The organism is Paenibacillus sp. J22FR5, assembly GCF_059691975.1.
On the sequence record NZ_JCAUAN010000003.1, the window covers coordinates 341292 to 364929 of the forward strand.

General features: G+C 49.9%; 23 protein-coding genes. 22 read left to right on the forward strand and 1 reads right to left on the reverse strand.

Features of this window, described 5'->3' with window-relative positions; translation table 11 throughout:
* Window positions 1-116: 116 nt before the first annotated feature.
* The 18 genes from dapF to spoVM all read left to right on the forward strand — a co-directional run bounded on the left by dapF (window position 117) and on the right by spoVM (window position 18013).
* On the forward strand, window positions 117-947 hold the full coding sequence (gene dapF, locus AC58P7_RS07875) for a diaminopimelate epimerase (protein ID WP_497341499.1): 831 nt from the start codon (window positions 117-119) through the stop codon (window positions 945-947).
* Window positions 948-1070: 123 nt separating this feature from the next.
* On the forward strand, window positions 1071-2945 hold the full coding sequence (locus AC58P7_RS07880) for a bifunctional homocysteine S-methyltransferase/methylenetetrahydrofolate reductase (RefSeq protein WP_497341501.1): 1875 nt from the start codon (window positions 1071-1073) through the stop codon (window positions 2943-2945).
* A 29-nt stretch (window positions 2946-2974) separates the two neighbouring features.
* Window positions 2975-3859 (forward strand): YicC/YloC family endoribonuclease, encoded by an 885-nt coding sequence (locus AC58P7_RS07885; RefSeq protein ID WP_497341503.1) that lies wholly within the window; start codon window positions 2975-2977, stop codon window positions 3857-3859.
* A 35-nt stretch (window positions 3860-3894) separates the two neighbouring features.
* A complete protein-coding gene (gene remA, locus AC58P7_RS07890) occupies window positions 3895-4155 on the forward strand; it encodes an extracellular matrix/biofilm regulator RemA (protein ID WP_009672664.1) in 261 nt (86 codons plus the stop codon).
* Window positions 4145-4783, forward strand: coding sequence for a guanylate kinase (gmk, locus tag AC58P7_RS07895; protein WP_056612367.1), 639 nt, complete (start codon window positions 4145-4147; stop codon window positions 4781-4783). The genes remA and gmk overlap by 11 nt, the downstream gene beginning before the upstream one ends.
* Window positions 4784-5011: a DNA-directed RNA polymerase subunit omega gene (gene rpoZ, locus AC58P7_RS07900; protein ID WP_497341505.1), complete on the forward strand. Its 228-nt coding sequence runs from the start codon at window positions 4784-4786 to the stop codon at window positions 5009-5011.
* Between the two features lie 68 nt (window positions 5012-5079).
* Window positions 5080-6303, forward strand: a complete 1224-nt coding sequence (gene coaBC, locus AC58P7_RS07905) for a bifunctional phosphopantothenoylcysteine decarboxylase/phosphopantothenate--cysteine ligase CoaBC (protein ID WP_497341507.1) — start codon at window positions 5080-5082, stop codon at window positions 6301-6303.
* On the forward strand, window positions 6303-8816 hold the full coding sequence (priA, locus tag AC58P7_RS07910) for a primosomal protein N' (protein ID WP_497341509.1): 2514 nt from the start codon (window positions 6303-6305) through the stop codon (window positions 8814-8816). The genes coaBC and priA overlap by 1 nt, the downstream gene beginning before the upstream one ends.
* A gap of 40 nt (window positions 8817-8856) precedes the next feature.
* A complete protein-coding gene (gene def, locus AC58P7_RS07915) occupies window positions 8857-9339 on the forward strand; it encodes a peptide deformylase (RefSeq protein WP_497341511.1) in 483 nt (160 codons plus the stop codon).
* Window positions 9336-10292 carry a methionyl-tRNA formyltransferase gene (gene fmt / locus AC58P7_RS07920; RefSeq protein WP_497341513.1) on the forward strand — a complete coding sequence of 319 codons (957 nt, stop codon included), beginning with the start codon at window positions 9336-9338 and terminating at the stop codon, window positions 10290-10292. Before def ends, fmt begins: the two co-directional genes overlap by 4 nt.
* Before the next feature lie 51 nt (window positions 10293-10343).
* A complete protein-coding gene (gene rsmB, locus AC58P7_RS07925) occupies window positions 10344-11819 on the forward strand; it encodes a 16S rRNA (cytosine(967)-C(5))-methyltransferase RsmB (protein WP_497341515.1) in 1476 nt (491 codons plus the stop codon).
* A 79-nt stretch (window positions 11820-11898) separates the two neighbouring features.
* On the forward strand, window positions 11899-12969 hold the full coding sequence (gene rlmN, locus AC58P7_RS07930) for a dual-specificity RNA methyltransferase RlmN (RefSeq protein ID WP_497341517.1): 1071 nt from the start codon (window positions 11899-11901) through the stop codon (window positions 12967-12969).
* Between the two features lie 12 nt (window positions 12970-12981).
* Window positions 12982-13746, forward strand: a complete 765-nt coding sequence (locus AC58P7_RS07935) for a Stp1/IreP family PP2C-type Ser/Thr phosphatase (RefSeq protein ID WP_497341519.1) — start codon at window positions 12982-12984, stop codon at window positions 13744-13746.
* On the forward strand, window positions 13743-15854 hold the full coding sequence (gene pknB / locus AC58P7_RS07940; protein ID WP_497341521.1) for a Stk1 family PASTA domain-containing Ser/Thr kinase: 2112 nt from the start codon (window positions 13743-13745) through the stop codon (window positions 15852-15854). Before AC58P7_RS07935 ends, pknB begins: the two co-directional genes overlap by 4 nt.
* A complete protein-coding gene (gene rsgA, locus AC58P7_RS07945; RefSeq protein ID WP_497341523.1) occupies window positions 15854-16786 on the forward strand; it encodes a ribosome small subunit-dependent GTPase A in 933 nt (310 codons plus the stop codon). Before pknB ends, rsgA begins: the two co-directional genes overlap by 1 nt.
* A 5-nt stretch (window positions 16787-16791) precedes the next feature.
* On the forward strand, window positions 16792-17442 hold the full coding sequence (gene rpe / locus AC58P7_RS07950; RefSeq protein ID WP_497341525.1) for a ribulose-phosphate 3-epimerase: 651 nt from the start codon (window positions 16792-16794) through the stop codon (window positions 17440-17442).
* A 14-nt stretch (window positions 17443-17456) separates the two neighbouring features.
* Entirely contained in the window at window positions 17457-17702 is a 246-nt protein-coding gene (locus tag AC58P7_RS07955) for a hypothetical protein (protein ID WP_497341527.1), read from the forward strand.
* A 230-nt stretch (window positions 17703-17932) separates the two neighbouring features.
* Complete coding sequence (spoVM, locus tag AC58P7_RS07960; protein ID WP_036634233.1) at window positions 17933-18013, forward strand: stage V sporulation protein SpoVM; 81 nt, start codon at window positions 17933-17935, stop codon at window positions 18011-18013.
* Between the two features lie 100 nt (window positions 18014-18113).
* Here spoVM and rpmB read toward each other — a convergent pair whose 3' ends face one another.
* Window positions 18114-18302: a 50S ribosomal protein L28 gene (rpmB, locus tag AC58P7_RS07965; protein ID WP_029197753.1), complete on the reverse strand. Its 189-nt coding sequence runs from the start codon at window positions 18300-18302 to the stop codon at window positions 18114-18116.
* A gap of 248 nt (window positions 18303-18550) precedes the next feature.
* Here rpmB and AC58P7_RS07970 point away from each other — a divergent pair, with 248 nt between their 5' ends.
* From AC58P7_RS07970 to recG, 4 genes are read left to right on the forward strand one after another with little or no spacing between them, the layout of a single operon-like run.
* Window positions 18551-18910, forward strand: a complete 360-nt coding sequence (locus AC58P7_RS07970) for an Asp23/Gls24 family envelope stress response protein (protein ID WP_028558212.1) — start codon at window positions 18551-18553, stop codon at window positions 18908-18910.
* A 29-nt stretch (window positions 18911-18939) separates the two neighbouring features.
* Window positions 18940-20682, forward strand: a complete 1743-nt coding sequence (locus tag AC58P7_RS07975; RefSeq protein ID WP_497341529.1) for a DAK2 domain-containing protein — start codon at window positions 18940-18942, stop codon at window positions 20680-20682.
* 45 nt (window positions 20683-20727) lie between these two features.
* The gene (locus tag AC58P7_RS07980) at window positions 20728-21588 is read left to right on the forward strand and encodes a DegV family protein (protein WP_497341531.1); all 861 of its coding nucleotides are present in this window, start codon (window positions 20728-20730) and stop codon (window positions 21586-21588) included.
* 3 nt (window positions 21589-21591) lie between these two features.
* On the forward strand, window positions 21592-23637 hold the full coding sequence (gene recG / locus AC58P7_RS07985; RefSeq protein WP_497341533.1) for an ATP-dependent DNA helicase RecG: 2046 nt from the start codon (window positions 21592-21594) through the stop codon (window positions 23635-23637).
* Window position 23638 lies beyond the last annotated feature (1 nt).

Sequence of the window (23638 nt, forward strand, 5' to 3'; positions counted from 1 at the left end):
TGGCTAACAAGTTATGGCGATTTTGAGACTGTGGCGTGCTGCGGAGGCGTAGGGCTATGCATACAGACGTTTTTACGCTATGATAATGGCTAAACCGCACATTAGGGGTGCTTGACATGAATTTTACGAAAATGCACGGACTTGGCAATGACTTTATCGTCGTTGCCGGGGAGAAAGAGCTACCTGTAGGGGCGGATCAGCTGGCCATTCAGCTATGTAATCGATTTTTTAGCATCGGTGCCGATGGCGTTGTGTTTATTCTTCCTTCAGAGAAAGCAGATTTTCAAATGCGCATTATCAACTCGGATGGATCTGAGGCCGAGCAATGCGGCAACGCGATTCGCTGTGTTTCTAAATATGTGTACGATCATAAGTTAATTGATGCCACAGAGATTACGATTGAGACCATTGGTGCAGGTGTACAGAAGGTTCAAGTCCAAGTGCAAGAGGGGAAAGTCGTAACGGCGCGCGTGGATATGGGCGAGCCTATCCTGCAAGGTCTTCAGGTGCCAACGACCGTTGATGCCAACAAGGTGGTCGACTACCCGATTGAGGTGGATGGCACAACGTTCCGCTTCACAGCGGTTTCCATGGGGAACCCGCACTGTGTCATTTATGTGGAGGATGCTGTGAATTTTGACCTCGCAACGTGGGGGCCTAAACTAGAAGCTCATCCGATGTTTCCGCGTAAAATCAATGTCGAATTCGCAACCGTTCGCGATCGTGCTTATACGGATATGCGAGTTTGGGAGCGAGGTGCTGGACCTACGCTTGCGTGCGGAACGGGTGCTTGCGCTACACTAGTTTCCTCTGTCCTTAACGGTTTATCAGATCGAGAAGCGACCGTTTCACTCAAAGGTGGAGATCTGTTCATCGAGTGGTTGGAAGAGGATAATCACGTTTACATGACGGGACCTGCGGAAGAAGTGTTCACGGGCACTTTGTAAAAATATAAGAATTGATAGGTTCATACGATAAGTCGGCTATTATCTTGATAAACGAACTCGTCCTAAGAGGACGAAGCAGCCGTTTATTTTGACTACATGTCGGGTAGATAGGGGAAATGTTACATGAAATTGGATCTTCGCTCAGCGTTGCAACGGGAAATTTTGACCGGTGACGGCGCTATGGGGACATACTTATATCAGATGGGTTTTCCCGTGGGCATTTCATATGAAGAATTGAATTTGCTTAGACCGGAAACAGTCGCTGACGTGCACCGCCGTTATTTCGAGGCAGGTGCTCGTCTTATTGAAACGAATACCTTTTCGGCGAATCGGGAGAAGCTGTCGAAGTATGGTTTGGAAGGCGACGTTGAAGCCATTAACCGCGCGGGCGTTGAACTGGCTCGTAAAGTTGTTGGCGATGATGCGTATGTTGTAGGCGCAATTGGTTCTATTCGTGCAGGCAAGCGTAAAAACGTGCGAACGTCAGACGTTGAGGAATCACTGCGTGAACAAATCAGTGTTCTGCTAGACTCACCGGTGGACGGGCTGTTACTTGAGACGTTCTATGATTTGGAAGAACTTCAACTTGCTTTGCGTATTATCCGTAGTATGAGCGGGCTTCCCGTGATTTGCCAGTTTGCTAACGAAGGTACGGGCAGCACACAGGATGGTGTTCCGTTGCAAGAAGCATTCCTGCGACTGCGTGACGAGGGTGCTGATGTGATCGGCTTTAACTGCCGCGTAGGTCCGAATGGGATTCTTCGTTCGATGGAGAAGCTTGCGCAGATCCCGGGTATTCCGTTCTCGGCGTTCCCGAACGCAGGGTTGCCCGACTACGTGGACGGGCACTATACGTATGCGGCGACGCCGCAGTACTTCGCCGAAAGCGCGTTGCGCTTCGCCGATCTTGGCGCGCGCATCATCGGCGGCTGCTGCGGCACGACGCCAGAGCACATCGCCGCTGTGGCGAAGGCGCTGCAAGGCTACGTGCCGGCCGCGCCAGGCGCTGCCGCTGATGCAGCTCCTGTGCGCGTGATCGAGCCCGTGCCGGCGAAGCCTGCGCCTCCGGCAGGCATTCCTTCGCTGCTGGACATCGTGAAGCAGCGCAAAACCGTCATTGTCGAGCTGGATCCTCCGAAGGATCTCGACATCGAGAAATTTATGCAGGGTTCGAAGGCCCTGCAAGAGGCCCATGTCGACGCCATTACGATGGCCGACAATTCCCTTGCTGTTACGCGCATGAGCAACCTGGCCCTCGGCTACCTCGTGCAGGAACGCCTGGGCGCACGTCCGCTCATTCACATCGCGTGTCGTGACCGCAACATGATCGGGACGCAGTCCCATCTCATGGGCTTGCACGCGCTCGGAATAGATCACGTGCTGGCCGTGACCGGAGATCCCGCCAAGTTTGGCGATCTCCCCGGGTCCAGCTCGGTGTACGATCTCACCTCATTCGAAATTATTCGGATGATTAAACAGCTCAACGAAGGCATCGCCTTCTCCGGCAAGCCGCTGAAGCAGAAGGCTAATTTCGTTGTAGGTGCGGCATTCAATCCTAATGTGAAACATTTAGATAAAGCTGTTCAGCGCTTGGAACGCAAAATCGAAGCAGGTGCGGATTATATCATGACGCAGCCAGTGTACGATGCCAAGCTGATCGAACAGATATATGAAGCTACCAAGCATTTGCAAATTCCGATTTTCATTGGAATCGCTCCGCTGGCTAGCGGCGGGAACGCGGAATACCTGCACAATGAGGTTCCCGGCATTCGGTTGTCTGACGAGGTTAGGGCGCGAATGGATGGATTGAAGGGTCCCGAAGGTCGTGCAATGGGTGTGGAAATTGCCAAAGAGCTGCTGGATACGGCGATGCAATACTTTAATGGTATTTATCTCATGACTCCTTTTTTGGCGTATGAAATGTGCGTAGATTTGACGAAGTATGTGTGGGAAAAGTCGAAAAGGCATGATTTCCACTTGTACCCACTTTCAAAATGAATTAAAATAGGGTAATGGATGTGATTAGAATGATTTGCAGTATGACCGGGTTCGGACAAGCGAATCGTTCTTTTGCGGGATACAACGTGTTTATCGATGTGAAATCGGTCAATCATAGGTATAGTGAAGTGTCGATTCGTTTGCCTAAGGAATGGGCGGCTTTCGAAGACGCTTTGAAGAAAACGGTATTGCAAGCTGTGAAGCGAGGGCGTGTAGACGTCTTTATCACGGCAGAACGTGAAGCTGCTTCCCCGAAGAACGTAACGGTTAATTTTGCTTTGGCAGATGCTTATCTGGAAGCAGCGGAGCAGTTGAAGCAGCGGTATGGGATTGCGGGTCAGGTTGAGCTCCAAGATTTATTGCGACTTCCTGAACTGATTCAGATGAAGGATGTACGTCAGGAGCTTGACGATGAGGTTGAACAGGAACTATGCGCCTGTTTACAGGAGGCTGTGGCTCAGTTATCCGCGATGAGACGCCGCGAAGGGGAATTCCTGGAGCAGGATATTCGTGAGCGGCTAGCTGAAATGAAGCGAATTCATCTTGAATTAGAAGCACTAGCTCCTCAAGTGGTTCAGGAGTATGCGGCGAAGATGACAAGTCGCATCCAGTCCCTTGTGTTGGATGGGATTCCTGTCGATGAGCAGCGCTTAGCGACTGAGATTGCTCTATTCGCAGATCGTTCCAATGTGGATGAAGAATTGACTCGTTTGAAGAGTCATTTTGGGCAATGTGAGGCATTGCTTTCAGACAAAGAGCCTGTTGGCCGAAAGCTGGATTTCTTGATTCAAGAAATGAATCGGGAAGTGAACACGATCGGATCCAAGTCGAATCATGCGGAGCCTACGGCTAGAGTGATTGCGATGAAAGCAGAGCTTGAGAAAATGCGGGAACAAATACAGAATATCGAGTGAAGCGGGCATGTAGCTTTGCGAGGAGGAAGTCCTAGATGGCTATCAAATTAATTAATATCGGGTTCGGCAACATCGTATCGGCGAACCGCATTATCTCGATCGTAAGTCCGGAGTCGGCTCCGATCAAGAGAATCATTCAAGAAGCACGTGATCGTCACATGCTGATTGACGCTACATATGGTAGAAGAACCCGTGCCGTTATTATCACGGACAGCGATCATGTGATTTTATCGGCAGTACAACCAGAGACGGTAGCGCATAGACTTTCGAATAAGGACGATGATCATGACGAGTAATACGAACACTCTTGAGCGTGAGAGAGGTATTCTGATTGTTTTATCCGGTCCGTCTGGTGTGGGTAAAGGAACCGTTTGTGCGGCGCTGCGCAAGGTTGCTCCGGATATTGTCTATTCTGTATCGGCGACAACGCGTTCTCCTAGACAAGGTGAAGTAGACGGCGTTAATTACTTTTTCAAAACCCGTGAGCAGTTCCAGCAGTTGATTGAAACCGATGAAGTGTTGGAATGGGCTGAATATGTGGGTAACTTCTATGGAACACCAAGACGTTTCGTAGAGGAGACATTGCGTTCAGGCCATGATGTGATCTTGGAGATTGAGGTACAAGGCGCATTGCAGGTCAAACAGAAGTTTGATGAAGGTGTATTTATTTTCTTGCTGCCGCCATCACTGGATGAGCTTGAGAATCGTATTGTCACACGCGGCACGGAGACGGATGAAGTTATTCGCAGCCGGATGTCAGTGGCCATCGATGAAATTCGTCTGATGGAACACTATGATTACGCGATTGTGAATGATCATGTGGATACCGCATGCGCGAAAATACAAGCGATTCTAGCGGCTGAGCATTGCAAAAAAGATCGTATGTTTCCCAAAATCGTACAATGGATGGATGAGGTGAATTGAATGTTATACCCTTCAATTGATAAACTGCTTGATATCGTGGACAGCAAGTACTCCCTAGTTGTTGCAGCTTCCAAAAGAGCTAGATCCCTTCGTGACGGTGCGAAGTCCGATTTGAAAGGCCAGAAGGCTCACAAACATGTTGGTGTTGCTTTAGAAGAACTATACGGCAACTACATCGGTTACGAGAAAATTAACACAACAGAGTCTGAGAAATATAGCAAGAAATAAACCGCCTTACCCAACAACCCTTGTGGTTGTTATTTTTTTCTCAATTGGTTTTACGAAAGGGGATTTCCATGGGTGTATTGCAAGGCAAAACGATTGTGCTCGGTGTCTGTGGAGGCATTGCTGCTTATAAGGCTGCGGCGTTAACGAGCAAATTAACTCAAGCTGGGGCTGTTGTACGGGTCATTATGACACGTTCCGCTGTGCAATTTGTTGCGCCGCTCACGTTTCAAACCTTGTCGCGGCATCATGTTTTTGTCGATACCTTCGATGAGAAGGACCCATCGGTCGTATCTCACATCAATCTGGCAGACAGCGCCGACCTCGTGTTGATTGCACCTGCCACGGCCAATACGATTGGCAAGCTGGCGCTTGGGCTGGGGGATGATATGCTGAGCACGACATTGCTTGCAACGATGGCACCGATTTGGGTGGCACCTGCGATGAACGTGCATATGTATGCCAATCCAGCTGTGCAGACCAACATGGAGACACTGCGCAGCCGCGGCGTACGCTTCATTGAACCCGGTGAAGGGCAACTAGCCTGCGGTTATGTAGGGAAGGGGCGTCTTGCTGAGCCTGAGGAGATTTTTGCTGCGGTTGAGCGGCATTTTCAGGGGGGACCAGGTCCGTTAGCGGGTAAGCGGGTCTTAGTAACGGCCGGAGGTACCGTGGAACGTTTAGATCCAGTTCGCTATTTGACGAATGACTCTTCAGGCAAAATGGGCTACGCAATCGCAGCAGAAGCAGTTCGCATGGGGGCGAAGGTAACGTTGGTATCAGGACCGTCGGCTTTGCCAGTTCCTGAAGGTGTTCAGCTTGTTCCCGTGCAGTCAGCACTGGACATGCGCGAAGCGGTCTTAGCTAATTTCGCGGAAAGCCAACTCATCATTAAGGCAGCTGCAGTGGCTGATTATCGTCCTGCCGTTGTAGCCGGGCAGAAAATTAAAAAGAAATCAGATTCGCTGATGTTGGAGCTGATTAAGAATCCTGATATTTTGCAGGAAATTGGCATGCTCAAGACAGAAAATCAGTTTGTTATCGGGTTTGCAGCGGAAACGGAACGTCTGGATGAACACGCGATGGACAAGCTGAAACGCAAAAATTGTGATCTGATTGTGGGCAACGATGTGTCGCAGGAGGGCGCTGGCTTTGGCGGGGATACGAATGTCGTTCGTTTCTATGATCGTAACGGGCTTGTTCAAGCTCTGCCAATACAAAGCAAATGGGATGTTGCACGTAAGCTGCTTGAGCTTGCTGCTGATCGTATGGCTGCCGCAGCGGGGGAATCCTGATGTACGCCAAAGTCATCGTCGATGTCCCTGCGAAGCAAACAAACCGGGCGTTCGACTATGAAGTTCCAGCATCTCTGAGCAAGTGGGTTGAAGTTGGCAGCCGCGTTGGCGTACCTTTTGGACCTCGTGTGCTGCAAGGCTTTGTGGTTGAATTGCATGACCAAACGGAAGTTGACGCGAAGCGCATCAAGCCGATTCAAAATGTGTTGGATCTCGTACCACCCTTAACCAGTGAACTTGTAAGTCTTGGTCGTTGGATCAGCCGCATGTACATGTGTCACGAAGTGACGGCCTTACAAGCGATGCTGCCTGCGGCACTTAAAGCGAAATATGAGCGTGTGATTATTGTAGGTGATGAGTCGGAAGAGCAATCGTTCCTGGATATGCCGGATATACAGGCGATCATTAGCTTTGTGAAGAGCAAGGAATCCGTCTCGATGGATGTGTTGTTGGAGCGTTTTTCCAAGGAAGGCGCCTTGATTAAAGAACTGCTGTCAACGGGTAGACTTTCGGAAGTACAACTGGTCAAAGATCGGATGAATACCAAAAAGGCATTAACAGTCTTTCCTCCTGCTGGCGGTCATGGCTTGGAAGAGGCGTTAGCCGAGCTTCCTGCCAGAGCGAACAAGCAGCAGGAGGTGCTGCGCTATTTGATCGAGCATCCGCACCCCGTTCGATTGACGGAACTGATGGAAACGATTGAAGTCGGAGCGAGCACGGTCAAAAGCTTGGCTGATCGCGGCTGGATCGAGCTGCGCGAGGTCGAAGTGATGCGCGACCCTTATATGGGGCGTGCTTTTGAGCGGACGAAGCCGCTTCTCCTGACGGAGGAGCAAAGCGGCGTGTTTGCACCTATTCGTGCTGCTGTGGCCGAAGACCGACATGAGGTGTTTCTGTTGCATGGGGTAACCGGCAGCGGGAAAACCGAGGTATACCTACAATCCATCCAACAATGCTTGGATATGGATAAGGAAGCCATTGTACTTGTGCCGGAAATCTCCCTGACACCGCAAATGGTGGAGCGGTTCAAAGGGCGATTCGGCGATCTGGTTGCTGTGCTTCATAGCCGATTGTCCAATGGCGAACGCTATGATGAATGGCGCAAAATTACGCGAAAGCAAGTGAAGGTAGTGATTGGCGCTCGTTCAGCGATTTTTGCTCCTTTTACGAACATTGGCCTGATCATTATAGATGAAGAGCACGAATCCTCTTATAAACAAGAAGAGAGTCCCAAATACCATACCCGTGATGTGGCTGTTCAAAGGGCGAAGCAGCAAGATGCCGTTGTTGTGCTGGGTTCAGCTACGCCATCTCTGGAAAGCATGGAGAAAACGAGACGCAGGAGAGATCGACCTAAGCCTCCGTTTACGTTGTTGACGATGAAGGAGCGCGTTGCGAGCAGACCGATGCCCCCTGTTACGATTGTGGATATGCGTGAAGAGCTGAAAACCGGCAATCGGTCGATGTTTAGCAGGTCTTTGTATAAAGCGATCGAAGAACGGTTACACAAGAAAGAACAGACGGTATTGCTGCTGAATCGACGGGGCTATGCAACGTTTGTGATGTGCCGTACGTGCGGTTTCGTTTCACAGTGCCCGCATTGCGATATTTCTTTGACGTATCACCAAAGCTCACGAGCGCTGCGTTGTCATTATTGTGGTTATGCAGAGCGCGAGGTTACAGAGTGTCCAAGCTGTCAATCCGAGCATATTCGTCATTTCGGCACAGGGACACAGCGTGTGGAGGAAGAGCTAAGCAAGATTTTCCCTGGTATTAGGGTCATTCGTATGGATGTCGATACAACGACCGAAAAGGGTTCGCATGAAAAATGGCTGACGATGTTTCGCGAGAAGCAGGCGGATGTGCTTTTGGGGACGCAGATGGTGGCAAAAGGGCTGGATTTTCCGGATGTTACCTTAGTTGGGGTTATCGCGGCGGATACCGTGCTTAATATACCTGATTTTCGCTCTGCAGAGAGGACGTTCCAGCTCTTAACGCAAGTTGCAGGCCGAGCGGGACGGCACGAAAAGCAAGGGGAAGTGTTTGTACAAACGTACACACCTGAGCATTACAGCGTGCAATATGCGAGTCATCATGATTATGTGGCTTTTGCGAACCATGAGATGGATATTCGTGCTAATTTAGGCTATCCGCCGTATCAAAGATTGATTTTAATTACTTTCTCACACGAACAGGTACCGCTGCTAGTGCGGATGGCGGAAGCCTTTGTTACACGGCTGAAAGAGATCGCCCTCCCTTACACGAGACAGCAGGTAGATTTGTTCTCGGAAGCAGTACCGATGGATTCATCCTTTCATTTTGACGTGTTAGGACCTGTTGCATCGCCAATTTCCCGAATCAAAGATAGATATCGATTCCAATGCGTGGTAAAATATCGTGGGGAAGATTTAGCTGCAGAAATCGTTGGGAAGACAGTAGCTTGGTTTGAGGAACGCTCAGCCAAAGAAAAGCTGCTTATAAGCGTGGATGTTGACCCGCAATATTTGATGTAAGAACCCCTAATCGAGACGACTTAAAGGTAGGTGCACATTCATGGCTATTCGTATTATTGTTAAAGATCCAGATCCTGTGCTGCGCGAGAAAGCGATCACAGTTACGAAATTTAATTCCAATCTGCATAAATTGCTTGATGATATGGCAGATACGATGTATGAGGCGGAAGGCGTGGGTCTTGCTGCTCCACAAATCGGTATTCTGAAACGCGTGATCGTGATGGATTGCGGCGAAGAGCATGGTGGATTGATCGAAATGGTGAATCCGGAGATTGTCGTATCCAGCGGTGAGCAAATGGGGGCTGAAGGCTGTTTGAGTATTCCTGGTCTTCGTGGTGATGTCCTTCGTGCGATGAACGTAACGGCGAAAGGGCAAGATCGTAATGGAAATCCGATTGAAGTGACGGGCTCTGAGCTGTTGGCACGTTGTATTTTCCATGAGATCGACCACTTGAATGGGGTATTGTTTACAGATCTAGCTGTCAAAACCTATACAGCCGATGAAGAGGAAGAAGAAGCGTGAATATCATTTTCATGGGCACACCGGATTTCGCAGTACCCTCCTTGCGTTTACTCCTGGAGGAAGGCTATAACGTGACAACCGTTGTCACACAGCCGGATCGGCCGAAGGGACGCAAACGCGTCCTTACGCCGCCGCCAGTGAAGGTGGAGGCAGAGAAGCATGGGATTCCGGTGCTTCAGCCAGAGAAGCTGCGTCAGGCAGACTCGGTTGAAGCTTTGCGCCAGCTTGCGCCAGATTTAATTGTGACGGCCGCTTATGGTCAAATTTTACCGAAATCAGTGTTAGATTTGCCTAAGCACGGCTGTATTAACATTCATGCATCGCTGCTTCCGAAATATCGGGGGGGAGCGCCGATTCATCATGCAGTCATCCGAGGTGAGGCCGAAACAGGCGTTACCATCATGTATATGGCGGTTGGACTGGATACGGGGGATATGATCTCTCGTGTGGAGCTTCCGATTGAAGATATGGATACGACGGGGACGCTTTTCGATAAGCTAAGCATTGCTGGGGCAGATCTGCTGAAGCGGACGTTGCCGGATTTATTGGCTGGACGGATCGAGGCTGTTGCCCAGAATGAAGCGGATGCCATCTATTCGCCTAATATTCGCAGGGAAGATGAGCTCTTAGATTGGTCGCGTTCTGCAACTGAACTATGGAATCACATTAGAGGGCTAAACCCATTTCCTGGCGCATATACGTTTTGGAATGGGGAAGTGATGAAGGTGTGGGCGAGTTTGAAGCCGCAGACTACGGAACCGAGCGGTATTGCAGGAGTCCCAGGGACCGTTCTTCGTTGTAATGAGCAGGGAATTGAAGTGATGACAGGAGCAGGCACATTGTGGCTAACCGAAATTCAACCCGCTGGCAAAAAGGCTATGCCTGTTTCCGAGTTCATTCGCGGAGTTCAAATTCCTATGGGTACGGTACTGGGTAGCCCTGCAACGGCATAACCCAAGCTATGGAATACAAGGATTCAAGAATGAACTAATGCCACGAAAAAAATGAGGTATTTGATTTTGTCTACGAATAAACCAAATCGTCCGCAACACGGACATACGCATTCGCAGAGCGCGCGCAAGCCCTCTGCGCCAAAATCATCCTCGGGCGCTGCGAAGAGCAGCGCTGTTAAGCGTTCCGCCCGTGATGCGGCGCTGGATGTGCTTGTTCGCGTCGAGGAGAATCAGTCCTATAGCAATCTGCTGTTGAATCAAGTGCTGCAGAAGCATGCCTTGGAGCGAGCTGATGCTGGACTGGCTACCGAGCTCGTGTATGGCACGATTGGGCGCCTGAATACGATCGACTTCTTCTTGGAGCGTTTTGTTAGCAAAGGGCTCGCCAAGCTGGAGCCCTGGGTGAGGTGTTTGCTGCGGCTGAGCTTCTATCAGCTGTATTACTTAGACCGTATCCCTGACCATGCGGTCGTGAGCGAAGCGGTCAATATCGCGAAGCGCCGAGGCCACCAAGGCATCTCGGGCATGGTCAACGGCGTGCTGCGCGCGATTATCCGCAGCAAAGACGAGCTCACGCTGCCGGCTGCGCTCGGCGACGTGAAGCGCATCGCGCTGACCCATTCCCATCCGGAATGGCTCGTGCGCCGATGGATTCGTCAGCTCGGCGCCGAACTGACGGAACAGATCTGTGCGGCGAACAACGAGCCGCCGCACGTGAGCATCCGCGCGAACGCGAGGCGGCACAGCCGTCTGGAGCTGCTGGAGCAGCTCCAGGGCAGCGGCCTCAGCGCGGAAGCGTCAGAGCTGGCCCCGGCCGGCATTCTCGTGCAGGGGGCCGGGAACATGGCGTTAGTCCCCGGCTTTCAGCATGGGGACTTCTCGATTCAAGACGAGAGCTCGATGCTCGTCGCCGAGGCTCTTGCTCCGCGTCCAGGCATGAAGGTGCTGGACTGCTGTGCCGCCCCTGGCGGCAAGACAGCTCACATCGCGGAGAAGATGGATGATGTGGGTCAGATCTGGGCTTGTGATCTGCATGAGCACAAGCAGAAGTTGATCGCAGATCAAGCGGAGCGTCTGGGACTATCGTCGATTCAGACGCTCGTGATGGATGCTGCGAAGCTGGATGAGCATTTTGCAGCCGAGTCCTTCGATCGTATCCTGCTCGATGCGCCATGCTCGGGTCTTGGGGTCATACGCCGCAAGCCTGATCTCAAATGGGCCAAGCAGGAAGCGGAGATCGATGCGATCAGTGAAACGCAGTATGCGATTCTGAGCAGTGTTCACAGACTGCTTAAACCGGGCGGCGTGCTGGTGTACAGCACGTGCACGATTGAGCATGCAGAGAACGCGGGTATGGTGGAGCGCTTCCTTGCAGAGCATAGCGAGTTTGAACTTGCTCCGCTGCCAGCGGATGTTTTCGCAGATATCGATCAGGAAGCGACTGCAGCCGGCATGGTGCAGATCCTGCCGCAGCAGTTCCACTCGGACGGATTTTTCATCGCTCGGCTGCGCAAACGTGACGCGTAACAGACAGGGACGTGTGTTCGTTCCTGCTTTGTGTTAAAATATTTTCAAATAGACGAAATAACAACAGGTTGTGATAAATGTGAGTATAAAGCCGTATGTGAAAGAGAAACCATTTGTTTATGATTTGAATTGGGATGAGTGGCAAAGCTGGGTTAAAGACAACGGGGAGTCCGGGTTCCGTGCCGGTCAAATTTTTGACTGGTTATATATTAAACGCGTTTTCAGCTTCGATGAGATGTCGAATTTGCCGAAAACACTTCGCGACAAGCTGAAGGATCAGTTTGAGTTTGTTACGTTGTCCGAGATTACCAAATATCAATCCCAGGATGGCACGGTCAAGTTCTTGTTTGAGCTTGAAGATAAAAATGCCATCGAAACTGTCGTGATGAAGCATAATTACGGCAACAGTATTTGCGTGACGACCCAGGTCGGCTGTCGAGTCGGCTGTACCTTCTGTGCGTCCACTTTAGGCGGACTGAAGCGGGATCTACGACCAGGCGAGATTGTCGCCCAAGTGGTGAAAGCGCAGAAATTGCTCGATGAGACGGGAGAACGTATCTCCTCGATCGTGATCATGGGGATCGGTGAGCCTTTTGAAAATTATGAAGCGACCATGAACTTCCTTCGTGTCATGATTCACCCGAAAGGTTTGAACATCGGGCAGCGTCACATCACGGTTTCCACAAGTGGGATCGTACCGAACATTTACAAGTTCGCTGATGAGAATTTGCAAGTGAATTTGGCCATTTCGATTCATGCACCGAATGATGCGCTCAGATCGAAGTTGATGCCTGTCAACCGCAGGTTCCCTTTTGTGGATTTAATTGAAGCTTGTAAATATTACATTGCGAAAACAGGCAGACGGATTACGTTTGAATACGCCCTCATGGGCGAAGTGAATGACCAACCTGAGCATGCGGAAGAGCTGGCGCTTGTCTTGAAAGATATGCCGCTTAGCCATGTGAATCTGATTCCTGTCAACTTTGTTGCTGAACGTGATTTCAAACGTACACCCAGAGATGATATTTTTACCTTCCAACGTATTCTGGAGAAGGGCAAAATTAATGCCACCATACGCCGTGAACAAGGTAGTGATATTGCTGCTGCCTGCGGACAACTGCGAGCGAAGCATATGGAGAGCAGTAAATGAGGTGAGAGCCGGATGAAGATGGTAAGTCGTACCGATATTGGTAAAGTCCGTTTAGTCAATGAGGACCGTGCCGTCATCCATCATCAGCTGAATGGCCTATCTTTGGCTATTGTAGCAGATGGGATGGGGGGGCATCAGGCTGGTGATATTGCCAGTCAAATGGCCATTGATACGATTGGAGCGCAATTGCAGTCCATCCATTGGGGAATGTCGGTGGAAGCGTGTAAGCAAGTACTGAGGGAAGCGATTGAGAAGGCGAATGAGGAAATTTATGCTTTTGCGTCGGATCAAGAGAAGTACCACGGAATGGGAACGACAGTCGTTGCCATTATTGCTTCACAGGAGCTTTTAATCATCGGACATATCGGGGATAGCCGTGCGTATAAGCTGACAGGGGAATCCATCCAACAATTAACGGAAGATCATTCCTTAGTTTACGAGCTCGTCAAGAATGGCCAGCTCACGATGGAAGAAGCGGATCATCATCCAAGACGTAATTGGATCACGCGCGCACTGGGCACAGAGCCTAGTGTGGAAGTGGATCTTTATGAGTACTCGTGGCGTCCAGACGATGTTATTCTCATTTGTTCGGATGGTTTGAGCGGATTGGTCGACGATGCTGATATTTTGCGAATTGTTCGGGAAAACGAGCAATTGGAGGATGCGGCAGAGCAGTTAATCCAAAGCGCGCTTCATGAAGGCGGAGATGATAATGTAACGGTCCTTTTATTTGCACATGATCAGGATTCGGACGAAAAAAGGGGTGATGGGAATTGATCGGTAGAAAGCTTGGAGGCCGCTATGAGATCTTAGAACGCATTGGCGGGGGCGGCATGGCTTTAGTCTACAAAGGGCATGATTTGCTTTTGAATCGTAAAGTGGCTGTCAAAGTACTGCGCCAGCAGTATGTGCACGATGAAGAATTCATTCGTCGTTTCCGCAGAGAAGCTCAAGCAGCCGCTTCCCTCTCTCATCCTAATGTTGTCAGTATTTATGACGTTGGGCAAGAAGAAGATGTCCATTACATCGTGATGGAATACATTGAAGGCAAGACGCTGAACGATTTGATTAAGGAGAAAGCGCCACTTCAGGTGGAAGATGCGGTTCATTATGCAAGTCAGATTGCGGATGCACTGGATCACGCTCATCATAATGAAATTATTCACAGGGATATTAAGCCTCACAATATATTGATTGGCAAAAATGGTCGTGTGAAGGTGACCGATTTCGGTATCGCTAGAGCGGCGACATCATCCACAATTACACAAACCGGATCCGTTGTCGGTTCTGTTCACTATTTCTCGCCTGAGCATGCGAAAGGTACGAATACAGGGGAAAAATCGGATTTGTATTCGCTCGGTATCGTGATGTATCAGATGTTGACAGGTCGACTTCCTTTTCTTGGGGAAAGTCCGATTTCCGTTGCCCTGAAGCATTTGCAGGAGGATGTGGAGGAACCGCGTAAGGTGAATCCGTTGATTCCGCAAAGTGTTGAGAACATTATTCTCAAGGCTATGCGCAAAAAGCCAGAGGAACGGTATCAATCTGCGAAGCTGATGATGGCCGATCTCGATACATGCTTGACACCGGATCGTCGGAATGAAGCCAAGATTGCTTTTTGGGATGCTTATGGCATGGATGAGGAGCGCACGCTAGTTATGCCAGCCATTCGCGCTGATCAGTTAGCTCAATTCGATGAGGATGATGATGAACCAGACAAGCCTGCTTTGCGGGATGAGCCTGCTCCTTCCAAAGGCAAAGGCTGGATTAAGCCGCTGATCTGGATTGCTGTTTTATTAATCGTGCTTGGCGGTATGTGGTATATGGTTGGCTATGTGAAAGGAATGTTCGCTATTGAGACTGTGGAGGTCCCGAATGTGGTGAACAAGACGCTGACGCAAGCACAAGCTGAACTAACAGTCGCCAAATTAGGATCAACGGTCGAATATGACGCAGACAGCAAGCTGCCCAAAGATACGGTCATTCGTCAAGATCCTAGTGGAATGAGATTGAATGTCGGGACCAAGGTAACCCTTTACGTGAGTAAAGGTGTACCCAAAATCAAAATGGACAACTTCGCGGGGCAACCCCTTAAGGATGTCAGATTAAAATTGAGGGCACTTGGTATTAAGGATGAGCAAATTACGATTACCCAAGAGACAACTGACGATGCGCCAGATACGATTTTGAAACAGTCACCGTTGGCTGGCGATGAGTTTGAATTGGAGAAAGCTGCGATCGCCTTTACGGTTAGTAAAGCGAAAGAAACGTTCAAAATGCCAGATCTGGTTGGTATGACGGAAGCCGAGGCTAAGGCTCAAATCACCAAGCTAAGTTTGAAGCTTCCAGTCAATGGGATTACACGTGAGAAGAGCTACAAAGTAGCCAAAGGGAAGGTTATTAGTCAGTTTCCTTTTGACAAAAATACGGATGTATCCGTTGGTGCTGAGATCTCTTTGGTAATTAGTGATGGACTGCCAGAGGATGCTGGACAGCTGACCGTTAGCGTGGCAGTGAAGCCTACAACGGAAGGCAAGGATTCTGTGTTCAAAATTATTGTGAGCGACGCTCAGTACGAGAATTTCGAATACATGACGGAAAAAGTATCGAAGCCACAAAATTTGGACGTGAAAGTCATTGTTTCACCGGACAAAAAAGCGGTAATCTTGATCAAAGAAGGAGACAGCTTGGTTAACTCAATCACACGTACCTATCAAGATTATTTGGATCAAAAAAATGGGAAGACAGTATCTCCTAGTCCTACCCCATCTCCGAAGCAACAAAATACCGGGCCTGCTATTCCTGTTGGCGGTACTGGAAATGGAAATGGACAAGGACAAACAGGTGGAACGACTCCGAAACAACCTGCTGGAGGGGCCAATTAATGCCGCAAGGACTCATCGTCAAAGCGCTTAGTGGTTATTATTATGTATTGCCTGAAGGGGCTGCTCTTCTGGAGGGCAATACGGTGACTTGTCGGGGAAGAGGCGTTTTCAAAAACAGAAATATTACGCCTCTTGTTGGAGATCGTGTCGTGTACGAAGCCACGGAGAACGGGGAGGGAACCGTAACGGAAATTCTTCCCCGCACTTCGGAGCTGATTCGTCCGCCGATTGCGAATGTGAACGTAGTTGTGCTCGTTTTTTCTGTTACGGAGCCTGTTCTCAATACGCAGCTGCTGGATAAGTTTCTCGTGCATATCGAAAATACGGGGATTGATGTATTGTTATGCTTCACCAAAAGCGATTTGCTGACGGACACTGATGACAATGCCTCTCATGCCAAAGAAATGACAGCATCGGAATTTGAACGGATCACCACTCTCTATGAGGGAATCGGATATCCTTATGTCACGACTAGCTCTAGACTTGAAGAGGGTGTAGAAGCGATTCTAGGGCATCTGGATGGCAAGGTCAGCGTATTCGCTGGACAATCCGGTGTTGGGAAGTCTTCTTTGCTGAATAAAATGATTAGCGGTCTTGATTTGGAGACGAATGCGATCTCGCAACGATTAGGACGAGGAAAGCATACCACGCGTCATGTGGAACTGCTGCCGCTTGCTAACGGGGGCCTTGTTGCGGATACGCCGGGCTTCAGCCAGCTGGACTTCATGGAAGTCGAGGCTGAAGGGCTTAGCAGCTGCTTCAGGGAGTTCGCCGCTATAGCAGAGGGCTGTCGCTTCAGAGGCTGCTTGCATTTGCATGAACCCGACTGTAAAGTGCGGGACGGCGTTGCTGAAGGAACGATTGCAGCTTCTCGTTATGATCACTACTTGTTATTTTTAACTGAAATCAAGGATCGGAAGAGGAGGTATTAGGCGTAATGGTATATGTAGCACCTTCTATTTTATCTGCCGATTTTGCCAAGCTAGGCGATGAGATTAAGGCAGTTGAACAGGGTGGAGCAGACTGGATTCATGTCGACGTTATGGATGGCCATTTTGTGCCCAATATTACAATTGGTCCCCTTGTTGTTGACGCGATTCGTCCAGTAACCAAGCTGCCGCTTGATGTTCATTTGATGATTGAACAGCCGGACCGTTACATTCCTGATTTTGTAAAGGCTGGCGCGGATCTGATTTCCGTGCATGTTGAAGCTTGTACACACCTTCATCGGACGCTAGATCTTATTAAGAAAAGCGGTATAAAAGCTGGCGTTGTGCTGAACCCTGCTACACCAATTTCTCTCATTGAGCATGTGCTGGATGAGCAATTGGATCTCGTGCTGATTATGACGGTGAATCCAGGCTTTGGTGGGCAGGCGTTCATCCCTGGCATGCTGAGTAAAATTCGTGCTCTGCGTGAGCAGGCGAATGCGAAGGGGCTCACGGGGCTTCATATTGAAGTAGATGGCGGTATCAATGAGGTGACAGCTCGTCAAGTCATTGAGGCGGGGGCTGATGTCTTGGTAGCCGGCAATGCCGTATTCGGGCAACAGGATCGTGCTGAGGCTATTAGGCGAATACGCGGCTAAAGGGGACCAATACAATGAGATTTCTCTGGCTAATGATGTATAGCCTACTTTGCGCGGTATTACTGACGTGCTTTTCAACGATTCACGATTTCGTGAAGTATATTTTTTCACTCGGTGCCCTGTATGTAGGGATGAGATTCTTTCGCCGATTTGAACAAATTGGTTTCCGCATTTGGTTTATTGTCATCTCGGTACTCTTCTATTTCATTTTCAGTTTAATTGTTGCGCTTTACACACAGGTGGGCATAACTGCTCCATAGTCGCATACATATAGTTACAAGAGTGATGCGCTCTTGTAGCTTTTTTTGCTTTCTGGAAGCAACTGAATTGTGGGAGGAAGTAAAAATAGATGTCACTTTTTCTCCGCTCTGGGCATACACTGTTGTAATGATGTTAAGGAGCAGTCATGCACGTTGTGAAGCGTTTGCTCAAGAAGTCAGGGGACTGGCGTAGTCAGTTGTCTGACGAAAACTCTAAGGAGGGGTAGAGAATGAAATTCTACACAATCAAACTGCCGAGATTTTTGGGAGGATTCGTGAAAGCCGTACTTAATACGTTTAGTAAAAACTAAGGGTTGCCCATACGTCATTCTCCCCAGGAATGCAAAAAAAGCACCGATTAAGGTGCTTTTTGTCATTCACATAAGTAAGTTAAGTATCCGCAGCTACGAATTAAACGCGAGCCACTTTTCCGGATTTCAACGCACGAGTACTTACGTAAACCCGTTTCGGTTTACCATCAACGAGGATGCGAACCTTTTGAACGTTAACTCCCCAAGTACGCTTGTTTTTATTGTTAGCGTGGGACACGTGATTTCCTGAACTAGGACTTTTACCTGTAATGAAACATTTGCGGGACATGTTTGACACCTCCTTCGGCAGTATACAAAGAAGCCTGGGTGGCAAGCCTAAGCTTGACATGACAGTATTCCTCAAATTAATTCTTGTGATACGTGATGCAACCAGCAAAAACACACTTAAACATAATAGCATAGCAAAAGGAGCCTAGTCAACGAATTGCCTGCATTTTTGCCGTTTATTTATGAAGTATGTTATAGTACAATGAAGATTAGTCTTGCTAAAGCGAAACTTGAAGGAGTTGTTACATAATGCCGATTGAACTCACAACCGAGTATGGAAAAGTGTATATTACCAATGAAGTGATTTCAACTCTGGCCGGATCTGCTGCGTTAGATTGCTATGGACTTGTAGGCATGGCAACGAGAAAGCAATTGAAGGATGGTATAGCTGAACTGCTAGGTCGAGACAATTTGAGCCGCGGTGTCGAAGTTCGTAGAGAGAACGGGCGACTTGAAATTGATCTATATATTATTGTCAGCTATGGAACCAAAATATCCGTAGTGGCAGGTAATGTCCAAACGAAAGTCAAATATATTTTAAATGAAGTTGTAGGGCTCCAAGTGGACGATGTGAACATCTTTGTTCAAGGCGTTCGAGTAGCCAAATAATAGCCCGATAACCAGGAAGGGGAATCACTTTGAGTAAGCGCTTTATTTCAATAAATGGAAATGACTTCACTGCCATGGTCTTGGCGGGTGCGGATAACCTTCGCAGGAATGTAGATAAGGTTAATGGATTGAACGTTTTCCCTGTACCCGACGGAGATACTGGCACCAACATGAATTTAACACTCACGGCAGGCTGTGAGGAACTAAAGAAGAAGCCATCTTCTCATATTGGGAAAGCAGCTGATGCATTGTCCAAAGGGTTACTGATGGGCGCAAGAGGCAATTCAGGTGTGATCTTGTCACAATTGTTTCGCGGATTCGCGAAGCATGTGCATGATTTGGAAAGTGTGAATGGCCAGCAATTCGCGGCTGCTTTACAGCAAGGCGTAGAGACGGCCTATAAGGCTGTTGTGAAGCCAGTTGAGGGCACGATTTTAACCGTATCCAAAGAAGCAGCGAAGCATGCCGTACAATATCGCCGCAGCAGCGATCTATTGGATCTGATGAACGAGGTTTTGGCGAAAGCCAAGGATGCTCTTGCAAAAACACCAGACCAGCTTGCTGTGCTTAAACAGGTAGGCGTTGTCGATGCAGGAGGTCAAGGGCTTGTCTGCGTCTATGAAGGCTTCGTTGCATCGTTAAGCGGCGGATTGGTACAAGTTGATGAAGACTTTGCAACGATGGATACCAATCTTCTAGGTGAAGTATCGCTGCTACCTGGGATGAACCTGGCCAAAGAAGTACATGCCCATCTTCCGGCACAAGCACATTTAGCCACAGAAGATATCGAATTCGGTTATTGTACGGAATTCATGCTGACGATCACGCCTGGTAAGGTCAAGGGCTTTACGTTTGAAGAAGGCGCGTTCCGTGAGCAGCTTAGCAAGCTTGGAGATTCGCTCCTTGTTGTTGCTGATGAAGAGCTCGTGAAGGTGCATATTCACGCGGAATATCCTGGCGAGGTTATGAATCAAGCGATGAATTACGGTGCTCTGAGCCGCATCAAAATCGAAAATATGCGTGATCAGCATTCCCATATATTAGAAGATGTAACGCATGGGTACGAGGCTCCTGCAGCCATTCCTACATCTACTGCTGTTGCTGCATCTAATAAGCCGTATGGCTTCGTAGCTGTTGCACTAGGTGACGGAATTACGGATATTTTATCCAGTGTGGGTGTGGATGTCGTGCTATCTGGCGGACAAACGATGAACCCAAGCACAGAGGATATTGTGAACGCCGTGAACAGCATTGATGCAGATACGATTTATGTGCTTCCGAACAACTCGAACATTATTTTGGCCGCGCAGCAAGCGGTTGATTTAGTCGACAATAAAACATTGATTGTGATTCCATCGAAATCGATTCCTCAGGGGCTGGCAGCCATTCTGGCTTTCCAAGAGAAGGCGGATGCACAGACGAATACGGAGGCGATGAATGAATCACTTCGACGTGTAAAATCGGGTCAAGTGACGTATGCCGTGCGTGACACGAACATGGATGGTATTGACATTAAACAGGGGCATTTCATAGGTATCCAAGATGGTCGTATTGTCTCCTCACAGCCAAGTCTTATGGACGCGTGCAAAAAGCTGCTCGAGGAAATGATCGAGGAAGGCAGCGAAATTGTGACAATCTTGACGGGCGAAGATGCGACTGAGGATGGGACAAGCGAGTTGGAGTCCTTCATTCAGACGATGTATCCGGATATGGAAATTGAGCTGCATCCTGGTGGACAGCCCTTGTATGCTTACCTATTCTCGGTTGAATAACAGCGAACAAGCAGGTATTGTAAATTCGTGATTGGAGTGAGCCCTGTGACAAACATTCGCATTGTAACGGATAGCACAGCTGATATCCCATTGGCTGTCAGAGAAGCGTTGAACATCGAAATGGTGCCGCTCAAAATTAATTTTGGCGAAGAACAGTATCTGGATACGGTGACGCTTCAGTCGGAGGATTTCTATCGGAAGCTGACGTCATCCTCACACTTCCCAACAACGTCAACACCGTCACCGGGTGAGTTTCTGGCTGTATATCAAAACTTGCTGGAGGAGTCTGATACGGAGGTCATTTCCATTCACTTGTCTTCTGTGTTGAGTGGAACGTACAGGACGGCTGAGCTGGCTTCTACGCTGCTCGAGGGCGATCAGATCGGCAAGGTTCACCTCATTGATTCCTGTTCTGCCTCTTATGGGATAGGGGCACTCGTTGTGGCTGCTGCTGAGGCTGCTCAAGCTGGTAAAAGTGTCGATGAAATCGTAGCGATTGTTCAGGCGATGAGAGCGAATTTTTATATTTATTTCCTTGTCGACACGCTGGAGTTTCTTCAAAAGGGCGGCAGAATTGGCAAGGCGTCGGCGCTGTTCGGTTCCTTATTGAACATTAAGCCTATTCTTACTTTGGATAGCGCGGGTGAAGTGACCGTCGTTGATAAGGTTCGCGGTAACAAAAAAGCGATTGCACGCATTCTTGAGCTGTTAGCGGCGGATTTGTCGGACAAGACGATTCGCACGCTTCATATTGCTCATGCTAATAATTTGGAAGGTGCGGAGGGGCTGCGTGAGGCTATCATGCAGCGTTTTGCTGTGGCGCACGTGGATTATATTACGTTAGGACCTGTTATTGGCGCACATGCCGGGCCAGGTACCATCGCAGCCTTCGTGAGTACGGTGTAAGAGATGGATTTAAATCAATGCGAAGTACGTGAAGTCCATGGAGTTGGCGCTCAAAAAGCACTTGAGCTAAACGCCATGGGCGTTTTTACGGTTATGGATTTGCTGGAGTATGTCCCCTTCCGTTATGAGGACTATACGGTACGCGATCTAGCTAGCGTGAAAGATGGCGACCGCGTTACTGTGAAGGGCTATATCATCGGCGAGCCGGTCCTGCAGCGATACAGCGGCAAATCTCGCCTATCCTGCAAGGTGATGGTCGATGATTTCTTGCTGACGGCGGTGTGGTTTAACCGCCATTTCCTGAAGGATCGTCTGCGGCCGCAGCAGGAGATTATCCTCACTGGCAAATGGGACGCCAAGCGTCGCCAAATGAGTGTGTCCGATTCCGAATTCCCCGGACAAGGGGATTCGAATACCGGCACGATCCAGCCGGTGTATTCGGTTGCGGGCTCGATTACGCAGAAATGGATGCGTAAGATTATTGGACAGGCGCTGACGCAGTACAGCGCCTTGATCAGTGAAGTGCTGCCGGCTGGCATTACCGGCAGGTATGGGTTTATGCCGCGAAGCAAGGCGCTGGCTGTCATCCACACACCGAGCGGTGTGGAGGAAGGCAAGCAGGCGCGCAGGCGCATGGTGTATGAGGAGCTGTTCCTCTTCCAGCTCAAGCTCCAGGCTTACCGGGCTGTGACGCGCAGCCGCACGGACGGATTGAAGCAGCAGGTCGATCTGCCTGCTGTCCGCGCCTTCGTGCGCGCGCTGCCTTTTCAGCTGACGGAGTCGCAGAAGAAGGTCGTCGGCGAACTCCTGCACGACATGCAGGAGCCCTACGCCATGAACCGACTGCTGCAGGGCGATGTCGGTGCGGGGAAGACGATCGTCGCGGCCATTGGCCTGTATGCGACGGTGAAGGCAGGCTACCAAGGCGCGTTGATGGTGCCGACGGAGATTCTTGCTGAGCAGCATAACCGTTCGCTGAGCAGCTTGTTTGAGCCCTATGGGCTGCAGGTGGCTTTGCTGACTGGAAGCTCGACAGACCGCCAGCGACGCGATTTGCTGGCCTCTTTGCAGATGGGCTTGATCCACGTGTTGGTCGGGACGCATGCGCTTATTCAAGAGGATGTGTATTTCCGCCAGCTAGGTCTGGTTGTGACGGATGAGCAGCATCGCTTCGGTGTGAACCAGCGCAGCATTTTGCGACGCAAAGGGATGAATCCCGACGTGCTGACGATGACGGCGACGCCGATTCCGCGCACGCTGGCGATTACGGCGTTCGGCGACATGGACGTTTCGACGCTGCGCGAGCTGCCGAAGGGGCGTAAGCCGATCAAGACGTATGCGGTTCAGCATGCGATGCTGGAGCGTGTGTTAGGTTTTATCCAGCGCGAGGTGGCGGCAGGACGGCAGGCGTATATTATTTGTCCGCTCATCGAAGAGTCGGACAAGCTGGACGTGCAGAATGCGATCGACGTCCACATTCAGCTGCAGCAGCATTTTCCGCAGATGCGGATCGGCTTGCTGCACGGTCGTATGAGCGCGCAGGAGAAGGAAGCAATCATGCGCGTCTTTAAGGAAGGCACCGTGGAGGCGCTCGTGTCGACCACGGTGATCGAGGTGGGCGTGGACGTGCCGAACGCCACGCTGATGGTGATCTACGACGCCGACCGCTTCGGCTTGTCGCAGCTGCATCAGCTGCGCGGCCGGGTTGGGCGGGGCGAGCACCAGTCCTTCTGTGTGCTCATCGCCGACCCGAAGACGGAGGTCGGCAAGGAGCGCATGAAGGCGATGACGGAGACCACCGACGGATTCGAGATTGCCCGGCGCGATCTGGAGCTGCGCGGACCGGGGGACTTCTTCGGCACGAAGCAGAGCGGGCTACCGGAGTTTCGTATCGCCGACATGATGGCGGATTTCGAAATCATGGAGCAGGCGCGCGATGATGCGGCTGAGCTTGTCGGCGACTCGTCCTTCTGGACGGGGGCTTCTTACATGCCGCTGAGGGCGTATTTGGAGCGGGCTCATATTTTTGACAGCGAAGTGTTAGATTAAT

What these genes read in the sequence shown, in the direction of transcription:
- dapF (WP_497341499.1), top strand. Translation starts at nt 117, where the DNA reads ATGAATTTTACGAAAATGCACGGACTTGGCAATGACTTTATCGTCGTT.
- AC58P7_RS07880 (WP_497341501.1), top strand. Translation starts at nt 1,071, where the DNA reads ATGAAATTGGATCTTCGCTCAGCGTTGCAACGGGAAATTTTGACCGGT.
- AC58P7_RS07885 (WP_497341503.1), top strand. Translation starts at nt 2,975, where the DNA reads ATGATTTGCAGTATGACCGGGTTCGGACAAGCGAATCGTTCTTTTGCG.
- remA (WP_009672664.1), top strand. Translation starts at nt 3,895, where the DNA reads ATGGCTATCAAATTAATTAATATCGGGTTCGGCAACATCGTATCGGCG.
- gmk (WP_056612367.1), top strand. Translation starts at nt 4,145, where the DNA reads ATGACGAGTAATACGAACACTCTTGAGCGTGAGAGAGGTATTCTGATT.
- rpoZ (WP_497341505.1), top strand. Translation starts at nt 4,784, where the DNA reads ATGTTATACCCTTCAATTGATAAACTGCTTGATATCGTGGACAGCAAG.
- coaBC (WP_497341507.1), top strand. Translation starts at nt 5,080, where the DNA reads ATGGGTGTATTGCAAGGCAAAACGATTGTGCTCGGTGTCTGTGGAGGC.
- priA (WP_497341509.1), top strand. Translation starts at nt 6,303, where the DNA reads ATGTACGCCAAAGTCATCGTCGATGTCCCTGCGAAGCAAACAAACCGG.
- def (WP_497341511.1), top strand. Translation starts at nt 8,857, where the DNA reads ATGGCTATTCGTATTATTGTTAAAGATCCAGATCCTGTGCTGCGCGAG.
- rsmB (WP_497341515.1), top strand. Translation starts at nt 10,344, where the DNA reads ATGAGGTATTTGATTTTGTCTACGAATAAACCAAATCGTCCGCAACAC.
- AC58P7_RS07935 (WP_497341519.1), top strand. Translation starts at nt 12,982, where the DNA reads ATGAAGATGGTAAGTCGTACCGATATTGGTAAAGTCCGTTTAGTCAAT.
- rsgA (WP_497341523.1), top strand. Translation starts at nt 15,854, where the DNA reads ATGCCGCAAGGACTCATCGTCAAAGCGCTTAGTGGTTATTATTATGTA.
- rpe (WP_497341525.1), top strand. Translation starts at nt 16,792, where the DNA reads ATGGTATATGTAGCACCTTCTATTTTATCTGCCGATTTTGCCAAGCTA.
- AC58P7_RS07955 (WP_497341527.1), top strand. Translation starts at nt 17,457, where the DNA reads ATGAGATTTCTCTGGCTAATGATGTATAGCCTACTTTGCGCGGTATTA.
- spoVM (WP_036634233.1), top strand. Translation starts at nt 17,933, where the DNA reads ATGAAATTCTACACAATCAAACTGCCGAGATTTTTGGGAGGATTCGTG.
- rpmB (WP_029197753.1), bottom strand. Translation starts at nt 18,302, where the DNA reads ATGTCCCGCAAATGTTTCATTACAGGTAAAAGTCCTAGTTCAGGAAAT.
- AC58P7_RS07970 (WP_028558212.1), top strand. Translation starts at nt 18,551, where the DNA reads ATGCCGATTGAACTCACAACCGAGTATGGAAAAGTGTATATTACCAAT.
- recG (WP_497341533.1), top strand. Translation starts at nt 21,592, where the DNA reads ATGGATTTAAATCAATGCGAAGTACGTGAAGTCCATGGAGTTGGCGCT.